10 protein-coding genes are annotated in these 10,592 nt (G+C 69.4%); 6 read left to right on the top strand and 4 right to left on the bottom strand.

What is annotated here, in order from left to right; translation table 11 throughout:
• Positions 1-50: 50 nt before the first annotated feature.
• Positions 51-269, top strand: coding sequence for a hypothetical protein (locus ACWDMM_RS19975; protein WP_195079307.1), 219 nt, complete (start codon positions 51-53; stop codon positions 267-269).
• Positions 270-287: 18 nt separating this feature from the next.
• Here ACWDMM_RS19975 and ACWDMM_RS19970 read toward each other — a convergent pair whose 3' ends face one another.
• Entirely contained in the window at positions 288-2,123 is a 1,836-nt protein-coding gene (locus ACWDMM_RS19970) for an acyl-CoA dehydrogenase (RefSeq protein ID WP_357102922.1), read from the bottom strand.
• A 220-nt stretch (positions 2,124-2,343) separates the two neighbouring features.
• Positions 2,344-3,570 carry a TetR/AcrR family transcriptional regulator gene (locus ACWDMM_RS19965; protein ID WP_357102919.1) on the bottom strand — a complete coding sequence of 409 codons (1,227 nt, stop codon included), beginning with the start codon at positions 3,568-3,570 and terminating at the stop codon, positions 2,344-2,346.
• A gap of 209 nt (positions 3,571-3,779) precedes the next feature.
• Here ACWDMM_RS19965 and ACWDMM_RS19960 point away from each other — a divergent pair, with 209 nt between their 5' ends.
• A complete protein-coding gene (locus ACWDMM_RS19960; RefSeq protein WP_195079310.1) occupies positions 3,780-4,226 on the top strand; it encodes a MarR family winged helix-turn-helix transcriptional regulator in 447 nt (148 codons plus the stop codon).
• Positions 4,227-4,250: 24 nt separating this feature from the next.
• On the opposite strand, the gene ACWDMM_RS19955 is transcribed toward ACWDMM_RS19960, so the two are convergent.
• Positions 4,251-4,790: a TetR/AcrR family transcriptional regulator gene (locus ACWDMM_RS19955; protein WP_195079311.1), complete on the bottom strand. Its 540-nt coding sequence runs from the start codon at positions 4,788-4,790 to the stop codon at positions 4,251-4,253.
• On the opposite strand from ACWDMM_RS19955, the gene ACWDMM_RS19950 reads away from it, so the two are divergent.
• Positions 4,776-4,985, top strand: coding sequence for a hypothetical protein (locus ACWDMM_RS19950; protein ID WP_195079312.1), 210 nt, complete (start codon positions 4,776-4,778; stop codon positions 4,983-4,985). The two genes, ACWDMM_RS19955 and ACWDMM_RS19950, sit on opposite strands and share 15 nt — an antisense overlap.
• A gap of 171 nt (positions 4,986-5,156) precedes the next feature.
• Positions 5,157-6,602, top strand: a complete 1,446-nt coding sequence (gene gndA, locus ACWDMM_RS19945) for an NADP-dependent phosphogluconate dehydrogenase (protein WP_195079313.1) — start codon at positions 5,157-5,159, stop codon at positions 6,600-6,602.
• Between the two features lie 54 nt (positions 6,603-6,656).
• Here gndA and ACWDMM_RS19940 read toward each other — a convergent pair whose 3' ends face one another.
• On the bottom strand, positions 6,657-8,615 hold the full coding sequence (locus ACWDMM_RS19940) for a heavy metal translocating P-type ATPase (RefSeq protein ID WP_449938795.1): 1,959 nt from the start codon (positions 8,613-8,615) through the stop codon (positions 6,657-6,659).
• Positions 8,616-8,709: 94 nt separating this feature from the next.
• Between ACWDMM_RS19940 and ACWDMM_RS19935 the strand changes: the two genes are divergently transcribed.
• Together ACWDMM_RS19935 and ACWDMM_RS19930 are read left to right on the top strand one after the other, a co-directional pair.
• Positions 8,710-9,072 carry an ArsR/SmtB family transcription factor gene (locus ACWDMM_RS19935; protein WP_195079315.1) on the top strand — a complete coding sequence of 121 codons (363 nt, stop codon included), beginning with the start codon at positions 8,710-8,712 and terminating at the stop codon, positions 9,070-9,072.
• Positions 9,073-9,220: 148 nt separating this feature from the next.
• Positions 9,221-10,546: a DUF1214 domain-containing protein gene (locus ACWDMM_RS19930; protein ID WP_449938791.1), complete on the top strand. Its 1,326-nt coding sequence runs from the start codon at positions 9,221-9,223 to the stop codon at positions 10,544-10,546.
• The last annotated feature ends 46 nt before the right edge of the window (positions 10,547-10,592 follow it).

Here is a 10,592-nt window from a genome sequence, read left to right as displayed (position 1 = left end):
CGGCCCGCTTCCACATACCACCGGGCGATCATCTCGATGAGCTTGTCGCGGTGTTCGGCGGCGAGGTCGCGGGTCTCGGCGAAGTCCTCGGCGACGTGGTAGAGCTCCCAGGCGCCGGCGTCGAGCCGGCCGAGGTCGTCGGCCGTGATCGGCGTGCCGAACGGCCGGTCCGCTTCGGCGAAGGACGGGCCGGGCCGACGACGCGGGCGCGACTGTCAGTGGAGGAACCCGGCCGCCGCCGCATCGTCCGGATGCGGCGGCTCGCCTGATCCTGCTGGCCCGCCGGGTCAGAACGCGGCTTCGTCGAGATCCATGACGCTGATGTCGACATCGGAGATGACCGACCATTCCGCGCTGAGATGCGGCAGCACCGTCTTGGCGAAGAACGACGCGACGGCGATCTTGCCCTGATAGAACGCGCGGTCCTGGTGGTCGGGCTCGGCATCCAATGCGGCCGAGGCGATCTCGGCGGCGACGATCAGTCGCCAGGCGACGAGCAGGTCGCCCACGGCGAGCAGGAACCGGACGGAATTCAATCCGATCTTGTACAACTCGGTGGGTTGCTGCTGGGCGGCGAGCAGGTGCTGGGTGAACCGGCCCGCCATGTCCTGGACGTCCTCCAGCGCGGTGGCCAGCAGCACTTTCTCGGTCTTGAGCCTGCCGTTGCCCACGCTGGATTGCGCGGTGTCCCGGATCTTGCCCGCGAGGTGGGCCAGCGCGACGCCGCGGTCGCGGGCGATCTTGCGGAAGAAGAAGTCCTGCGCCTGGATCGCGGTGGTGCCCTCGTACAGCGAGTCGATCTTCGCGTCGCGGATGTACTGCTCGATCGGGTAGTCCTGCAGGAAGCCCGAACCGCCGAGGGTCTGCAGCGACTCGGTCAGGTACTGGTAGGCCCGCTCGGAGCCGACGCCCTTGACGATCGGCAGCAGCAGGTCGTTGACCCGCGCGGCCAGTTCGGCGTCCGCCCCGGAGATGTGCTGCGCCACCACGTCGTTCTGGTGGCCCGCGGTGTAGAGGTAGACCGCCCGCAAGCCCTCGGCGTACGCCTTCTGCATCATCAGCGACCGGCGCACGTCGGGATGCCGGGTGATGGCCACCTTCGGCGCGGACTTGTCCGCGATCTGCGTCAGATCGCTGCCCTGCACACGGTTCTTCGCGTAGTCGAGGGCGTTGAGGTAGCCGGTCGACAAGGTGGCGATGGCCTTGGTGCCGACCATCATCCTGGCTTCCTCGATGACGTGGAACATCTGCGCGATGCCGTTGTGCACCTCGCCGACCAGCCAGCCCTTGGCCGGGATGCCGTGGCCGCCGAAGGTGAGCTCACAGGTCGCGGAAGCTTTCAGGCCCATCTTGTGCTCGACGTTGGTGACGAAGACGCCGTTGCGCTCGCCCAGCTCACCGGTCTCGTGGTCGAAGTGGAACTTCGGCACGAAGAACAGCGACAGGCCCTTGGTGCCAGGCCCGGCGCCCTCGGGGCGGGCCAGCACCATGTGCGCGATATTGCTGAACAGATCGTCGGAATCGGCCGAGGTGATGAACCGCTTGACGCCCTCGATGTGCCAGGAGCCGTCCTCCTGCTCGATCGCCTTGGTGCGGCCCGCGCCGACGTCGGAGCCGGCGTCGGGCTCGGTCAGCACCATGGTGGCGCCCCAGTTGTGTTCGGTGATGAATCGAGCCCAGCGCCGCTGCTGCTCGGTGCCGATGCCATCGATGATGTGGGCCATCATCGGGCCGGTCAGGTACATGTAGGCCGCTGGTTGCGCCCCGAGCACGAATTCGCTGATGGCCCAGCTGACCATCGAGGGGGCGGGCACCCCGCCGACCGCCTCGGACTTGCCGACGCGCCACCATTCCGCGTCGTGCCAGGCGCGCACCGCCTTCTTGAACGACTCGGACAAGCTGACCGAGTGGGTGGCCGGATCGAAGACCGGTGGGTTGCGGTCGGTTTCGGCATACGGCTCGGCGACCGGCCCTTCGGCCAGGCGCGCGGCCTCCGCCAGCATGGATCGCACGGTGTCGCCGTCCAGGTCCCCGAACGCTCCGGTCCGGAGGATGTCGTCGAGTCCGTACACCTCGAACAAATTGAACTCGAGATCACGCGCGTTGCTCTTGTAATGGCTCACGAGCCAGGGCCTTTCGAGAAACGGCCGGTGTACCGGCGAGGGATTCGGCGGGCGCACGGATCGGTGCTCACCCACGGCACACTGTGCGGCACCGCCGACCCCGAAGGCAATCTCTTGTTAATGACCGATAAGTAAATGGTCGATTGTCTGATTGCGATCAACGCGCTGCTAGTGCGCGATTGGCCGAACTAAGTTAATAGCGACTAAGTGCTGTAAATCACTATGGCGAAACGCGGCCGGGCATCCCGGCCGTCTCGATCCGCTCGCCGATGGCCACGAGAACGTCCACGAGATCGGCGCGCCGCCGGAAGCGGGGATTGCGCACGGCATCGATGACGACGGTGCTGACGGCGCGGCTGAGCACCCGCGCGACGGGAGCGGACACGTCCGGCCGCACGGCCTGCAGCAGGCGGGCCCATTGCGCGATGCCGTCGAGGCGAACCCGCCGGTAGCGCCGCACCCCGTCCCCGGGGAGGTGACGGGTCTCGCTGACCGTGATCGCCAGAAGGTCGGGTTCGTCGACGCCGAACTGCGCGAAGCTGCGCATGAGCGAGCGCAAGGATTCCTCGGCGCTGCGGCCCTCGGCGATCGCCCTGGCCAGCAGCAGCCGAAGCCATTCGTCCTGGCGCCGGACGATCTGATCCAGCAACTCCGCCTTGCTCGCGAAATGGTGATACAGGGCGGGTCCGCTGACGCCGACGGCCGCGCCGATGTCCTCGATGCCCACCGCGGCATAGCCGCGGGTGCTGAACAACCGCGCCGCCTCGGCGAGCATTCGCTCCGACCGCAGCGCCCGGTCCAGCGCGGTGTTGCCGGTTTCCAGGCGCGGTGGCCGATGCGGTGCGTGTCCGTCCGGGTGCTCGGGCATCCGGGTGGTGATGACCGCGGCGACCGCGGCCTCGAGCACCTGCGCGGCCGCCTGCGCGGGCAACTCGGCGCGGTGATAGGACGGGCTCACCGCGATCGACAGCACGCACCAGCTCAGCAGTTCGACATCGGCCGCGCTCAGTTCCGGCCTGCGCAGGCGAATCGTGTGCCGCAGATAGCGGGTGATGCGCGTGGCGCGGACGAGCACCGCGGTCTTGTCCGCCGCAGTCAGGTTGCGGAACTCCAGTTGCCACAGCCGCGGCAAGCCGCGCAACTCCAGCGCGACCCGGACCAACTCCGCGAGCACCGCGCCGCCGGAAGCGTCGGCGCGATGCGCGGCGTCGAGCCGGTCCAGCGTGCCGTCGAGCCCTACCAGCAGGCATTGGCCCAGAAGTTGCTGCTTGTTGCGGAAGTGCCGGTACAACGCCGTGGCCGAGATGCCCACCGCCGCCGCGATGTCGGCCATCGTGGTGCCGTAATAGCCTCCGTGCGTGAAGGCGTCGACCGCGGCGTTCAGGATCATCTCGCGCCGATGCGGCGGTCTGCGCCGTGGCTGTCCGCTGTTCGCCTGTGTGCCCATCGCGGTCAGTGTCGCGCATCGAACGGTCCGCGGCGGTATCGGGCCGCGCCACCGGACGACCCGCCGACAGGGCGAATCCGTCGCGAGCGGCCGTCCGGATGACGATTCCGTCACAGCCCGCGCCGAAGTCCTACTGTCGAGTAGGCTTCCCGCAGCCATCACCAGCCCGGGGATCGTTCGTCGATCAGGTACGCAGAGGGAGTCCGCCCGTGAGCGCCGACATCGCGCACGCCACAGCACTGTCCACCATGGCGGCCCGCCTGCGCATCGCGTCCACCGTGATCCTGCGGCGCGCCCGGAGGAACCCCGACGAGCGGCGGTTGTCCGCGACGCAGTGGGCGGTGCTGGGACGACTGCATCGATACGGTCCCATGGCCGCCGTCGACCTGGCGCGGCTGGAGATGTTGCGCCCGCAGACGATGCGCAACGTGGTCGACGGCCTGCGCGATCAGGGCCTGATCGTCGGTGTGCGCGACCCCAACGACGGACGCCGGGTGAACCTGACCCTCACCGACGAAGGCCGGGCGTGGGTGTGCGGGCACCAGGCGTCCGCGAACGACGCATTGGCGCAAGCGTTGTCGGAGAGTTTGCGGACGGGCGAATTGCACAAGGTCGGCGAGGCGCTGGAACTGCTGGAACGCATCGCCTACGGGTGACCGGGAGCGCACCGGCGTGCCGGATCACCGGTGGCCTTCTCCCGCCGACTCGGCCGCCGGTCGGCAAGGGGTGGCGGGCGGCGTGAGCGCCCTGGTCCACAGATCGATGATCGCCCGGCCGCACTCGTCGGCGGTGCGCCCGTCCGGGGGATCGAGGACCGTGCCATGGATCTGCGCTTGCACCGCCTGCACGAGCAGCAACGCCGTCAACGCCGGGTCGCCGCCGCCGACCTCGAGGCGGCGTAGCTGGAACTCCACCTCGCCGGCCAGGACCCGTTCGAGTTCCCGGAGTCGTTCGACACCCTCGGCGGTGCGCGGGGCTCGATCGAACAGCAGCCGATGCAGGTCCGGTTGCGCCGTGTGCAACCGCGTCACGGCGGCGACCAGCTGCCGGATGGTTTCCACGAGGGGCGGTTGCTCGGCGCGCAGGCGCGCGGCCGTTTCCAGCAGCGTCACGGCGGCCTGCCGCAGGTGGCGTTCGGCGAGCGCGTAGAGCAGTGCGTCCTTGTTCGGGACGTAGTGATAGAGCGTGCCGATGGAGACGCCGGCGTGTGGCTGGTGCACCCCGGCGCCGATCGGTGGACGCCGCTGTCGCTGAGCCGGGCGTTCTTCGATCGGATCGCCGCCCCCAAGCGCCTGGTCGTCCTGGACGAGGCTGGGCACTTTCCCGTGGAGACGCCAGGCATCCACCAATTGGCGAACGCGTTCGCCGAGATGCACGACCAATTGGCCTCCGGTCCTGTCTCGGCCGAGATGTGAAGTCGGGCCGCGCCGGGCCCCCGCGATCTCGTCCGGCGGCGCGCGATGCGCTCCGTGCCCGCGTCGGCGGGGTGGGTAAGGTTCTGAAGCGTCGTGGAACGGACTCCACGATGCCGCCGCCGAACAGCTTCGCGCGGACGCGCCGCCCTGTCGAACGAAGAGAGCTGATTGATGCCGACCTCTACAGCGCGCGCACAGATCGGGGTCACCGGTCTGGCGGTCATGGGTAGCAACATCGCACGGAACTTCGCCAGGAACGGCTATACCGTCGCGCTGCACAACCGCAGCATCGCCAAGACCGACGCACTGCTCGAGGCCCACGGCGACGACGGCGACTTCGTGCGGACCGAGACGATCGAGGAGTTCGTCGCCGCGCTGGAGAAGCCGCGCCGGGTGCTCATCATGGTGAAGGCGGGCGCGGCGACCGACGCGGTCATCGAGGAACTCGCCGACGCCATGGAGCCGGGCGACATCATCATCGATGGCGGCAACGCCCTGTACACCGACACCATTCGCCGCGAAGCCGCGATGCGCGAGCGCGGGCTGAACTTCGTCGGAGCGGGCATCTCCGGTGGCGAGGAGGGCGCTCTCAACGGCCCCGCGATCATGCCGGGCGGCCCCAAGGAGTCCTACGACTCGCTCGGGCCGCTTCTGGAATCCATCGCGGCGAAGGTCGACGGAACGCCGTGCTGCACCCACATCGGCCCGGACGGCTCAGGGCATTTCGTGAAGATGGTGCACAACGGCATCGAGTACGCCGACATGCAGCTGATCGGTGAGGCCTACCACCTGTTCCGCGAGGCGCTCGGCTTCGACGCCAAGCAGATCGCCGACGTGTTCACCCAGTGGAACTCCGGCGACCTGGAAAGCTACCTGGTCGAGATCACCGCCGAGGTGCTGAATCAGGTCGACGCGAAGACGGGCAAGCCGCTGGTGGACGTGATCGTCGACGCGGCGGAGCAGAAGGGCACCGGGCGCTGGACGGTGAAGTCCGCGCTCGATCTCGGCGTGCCGGTGACCGGCATCGCCGAAGCGGTGTTCGCGCGGGCGCTGTCGGGTTCCCGCGCACAGCGCAAGGCGGCGCGGGGCCTGGCCTCCGGCCGGCTGGCCGACAAGCCCACCGATGTGGAGCAGTTCACCGAGGACATCCGGCAGGCGCTCTACGCCTCGAAGGTGGTCGCCTACGCGCAGGGCTTCGATCAGATCGCGGCGGGCAGCGCCGAATACGACTGGAACCTGCGTCCGGGCGACCTCGCGACGATCTGGCGCGGCGGCTGCATCATCCGCGCCCGCTTCCTCAACCGGATCAAGGAAGCATACGACGAGAACCCGGCGCTGCCGAGCCTGATCCTCGCGCCGTACTTCCGGGAGGCGATCGAGACGGCCATCGACAGCTGGCGCCGCGTGGTGTCCACCGCGACCCTGCTCGGCATTCCGGTGCCCGCGTTCGCGTCGTCGCTGTCCTACTACGACGCCCTGCGCGCCGAGCGTCTCCCGGCCGCGCTCACCCAGGGGCAGCGCGACTTCTTCGGCGCGCACACCTACGAGCGGGTGGACGCCGAAGGCAAGTTCCACACGCTGTGGAGCGGTGACCGCAGCGAAGTTCGCGCCGACTAGCCGGACGCGCTGTGGCGGTGCGGAGTTCGTTCCGCACCGCCACAGCGGTCGTAGTCAGTCCCGTGCTCGCGCGGCTCGCTCCCACGCTTTCGTGCGCAGCAGCCGCAGCCCGTTGAGCCCGACCAGGACGGTGGATCCTTCGTGCCCGGCGACGCCGAGCGGAAGCGGCAGGGTTGCGGCGAGGTCCCAGACGACCAGCACGCCGATGAACGTGGCGGCGATGGACAGGTTGGCGATCACCACCCGTCGGGCCTGCCGGGACAACGCGATCACCGCCGGGATCGCGGTGAGGTCGTCGCGCACCACGACGGCGTCCGCGGTCTGCAAGGTCAGGTCGGATCCGGCGCCGCCCATGGCGATGCCGACCTCGGCCGCGGCGAGCGCGGGGGCGTCGTTGATGCCGTCACCGACCACGGTGACCTTCCGTCCGTCGGCCTGCAGTTCGCGCACCGCGGTCACCTTGTCGTCGGGCAGCAGAGCGGCCCTGACGTCGGTGATCCCGACCCGCGCGGCGAGCCGCTCGGCGGTGGCGCTGTTGTCGCCGGTCAGCAGTACCGGCGCGCTGCCGGTCACCTCGGTGGTCGCGCGCACGGCCGCCACCGCTTCCGGCCGGGCCTGGTCGGTCAGCGCGAGCACGCCGATCGGCCTGCGGTCGCAGGTCACGACCACGACGGTGTAGCCGCTCGCGTGCAGGGCGTCGACGGCCTCCTGGCTTCCGCGCTCGGGTCCCGACGCGGTGGGGGAGCCGACGCCGACGAGATGGTCACCGACGCGGGCGGTCACGCCGCGGCCGGGGTGAGCGGTGAATTCGGTGACCTCGGGAAGGCGCAACTCCCGGGCGCGGGCCGCGCGCACGATCGCCGCCGCCAGCGGGTGCTCGCTCGGGTGCTCGGCCGCCGCGGCGAGCCGGAGCACCTCGGTGTCGGTGAATCGCGAGTTCAGGCAGCGGATCTCGGCGAGTTCGGGGATGCCGCGGGTCAGGGTGCCGGTCTTGTCGAAGGCGACCTGCGTCGTTGCGCCGAGCTTTTCCATGACCACCGCGGATTTGACCAGCACACCGTGCCTGCCCGCGTTGGCGATGGCCGCCAGCAGGGGCGGCATGGTGGCCAGCACCACCGCGCAGGGGGAGGCGACGATCATGAACGTCATCGCGCGCAACAGTGCTCGCCGCACGGTGTCGCCGAGCAGCAGGGGGACGGCGAACACGGCCAGCGTGGCCGCGACCATGCCGACGGAGTAGCGCTGTTCGACCTTCTCGAGGAAGAGCTGGGTGCGCGCCTTGGTTCGGGATGCCTCCTCGACCAGGGCGGCGATTCGCGCGACCACGGAGTCCTGCGCACGGCGCTCGACGCGGACTCGCAGGGCGCCCGTGCCGTTGAGGGTGCCCGCGAACACTTCGTCGCCCTCGGTCTTGTTCACCGGCAACGGTTCCCCGGTGATGGTGGCCTGATCGACCTCGCTGCCGCCCGAGACGACCGTCGCGTCCGCCGCGATCCGCTCGCCGGGCCGCACGACCAGGACATCGCCAACGGAGAGTGCGGTGGCGTGCACCGTCTCTTCCTCGCCGGTGCGCGTGACCCGGGTCGCGGTGTCCGGCGCGAGATCGAGCAGTCCGCGCACCGAGTCCTCGGTCCGGGCGGTGGCCAGCGCTTCCAGGGCGCCGGAGGTCGCGAAGATGACGATCAGCAGCGCGCCGTCGGTGATCTGGCCGATGGCCGCCGCTCCGAGCGCCGCGGCGACCATGAGCAGGTCGACATCGAGCGTCTTGTCGCGTAACGCCCGCAAGCCGGCCCACCCGGGTTCCCAGCCGCCCGCGGCGTAGCAGACCAGGTACAAGCCCCAGAACAGCCAGCGGGGGCCATCGGTCAGCTGCACCGCGAGCCCGGCACAGAAGAACGTCACAGCGATTGCGGCCCAACGCATTTCGGGTAGCGCCAGCAATGGTGTCCGGCGCGGGCGTACCCGACCGGTTGGCTGAGTGGGACGAGTCGGCGCGAGCGTCGGCGCGGCCATGGGTCACCTCCAGAACGGCAGCGAACGGACAGGACCGACCATAGCAGAACACATGAACATGTCTTCATTTGTTCTTGGAGTATGCTGTTCAGTCATGGGACACGGCGTCGAAGGCAGGGACCGTCCCGCCGTGCGTCTCGATCCCGAATCGGCCACCCATGTGGCGACCACGTTGCAGGCGCTGGCCACCCCGAGCCGATTGATGATCCTCACCGAACTGCGGCAGGGGCCGCTGCCGGTGAGCGCGCTGGCCGACGCCATCGGCATGGAACAGTCCGCGGTGTCCCACCAGCTGCGGCTGCTGCGCCATCTCGGCCTGGTCACCGGCACTCGGACCGGGCGCAGCATCGTCTACAGCCTCTACGACAACCACGTCGCCCAATTACTGGACGAGGCGATCTATCACAGCGAACATCTGCGCCTGGGATTGTCCGACCGTCCCGAAACCGCGGGCTGACCGGCCGTTCGGCGGCGGCGATAGCGCCTTTCATCCGATTCGGGTGATGTCTGCCCGGTACGGCGGTGGCACCGTCCAGGAAATGACGGCCGCGGCGATGGTTGACAGCCGATACGAGTTCGCGAAAGGGTACCCGGTCGATACATCCGTGACCCGGGCCTGGGACGACAGCCTGTTCCAGCGCGCCGTGGTCGCGTACCGGTTCTGGTATCCGACCGTGTCGATGGAGGGTATCCGCACCGGCAACCGGGAGATCGGACTGAAGGACAACCGCGCGATCGGAATCCTCTCGGCCCGTCCGCGGCATCTCGGATTCACCCTCAACTCCGACACCCCATATGGTGCTGCGGCGCTGGATCTGTCGGCAGGGCCGATGGTGGTCGAGCTCCCGCCGGGACCGTACATCGGGCTGGTCGACGACCGTCATCAACGGTGGATCACCGATCTCGGCATCCCCGGTCCCGACCGAGGGCGCGGCGGCAGCTACGTCATCGTTCCTCCCGGTTACCGGGGCGCGCTGCCGGCCGGGTGTCACGTCGGGCGATCCGCCACCTTCAAAGTGCTGCTCGCGGTGCGCGCGCTTCCGATCGGCGGTGATCTGGCCGGGGCGATGGATGCGTTGCGAGCGGTCCGGGTGCATCCGGTGGGGGAGGCGGGCGCGGTGCTCCACGTCGTCGACATCACCGAGTTCGACCTGGACTGCACCTGTTTGCGCTGGGAAGACGACCTCTCGTACTGGCGGGTGCTGCACGGGGTGCTCGAGTCGGAACCGGTGGTGCCGGAGTTCTTGTCGATGTACGGGCTGCTCGGCGCCATCGGCCTCGAGCGGGGCGCCCGGTTCACGCTCGGGCGCGGGTCCGCGGCGCTGCTGACGGCCGCGGCGCGCGCCGGGCGCGACCAGATGCTCGTCTCGGCGTTCGGCGGCGCGCGCCGGGACCGTATGGCCTGGCCGGACCGCCGGTGGGAATGGGTGGGGTCGGTCGATGGCGACGGCGACTTCCGCACCGCCTCCGGTCTCGACCTCGAAGCGCGCGAAAGGTGGTTCGCCCAAGCGATCACCGCCGCGCCGGGCATGTTCCGGCGGCAGGTCGGCGGCGGATCGCTGTATTGGCTCGGCCTGCGGGACGGGAGGGGCGACTATCTGGACGGTGGCGCCACTTACACCCTCGACATACCGCAACCGGTGCCGGCCGGGATGTTCTGGTCCGTCACGGTCTACGACGCCGAGACCCGCTCGCAGATCCGCGCCGACCAAGGCAAGGCCGCCCTCCGGTCGCTGTTCGAGCTGCGCGACATCCCATGCGATGGCCCCGTGCGCCTGCACTTCGGACCCACCCCTCCCGGCGGCGCCGAGCACCGCTGGCTGCAAACCGTCCCCGGCCGCGGATGGTTCGCCTATCTGCGCATCTACGGACCAGGGGAAGCGGCGTTCGACCGCACCTGGAAGCCGGGCGATTTCGCGCGCACGAGCTGACGGGCGTTCGATCGGCTACTTGACCTGGAGCGCACTCCAGCACTTA

The organism is Nocardia sp. NPDC003726 (assembly GCF_053586955.1).
This window is presented reverse-complemented; position numbering and strand designations above follow the sequence as displayed.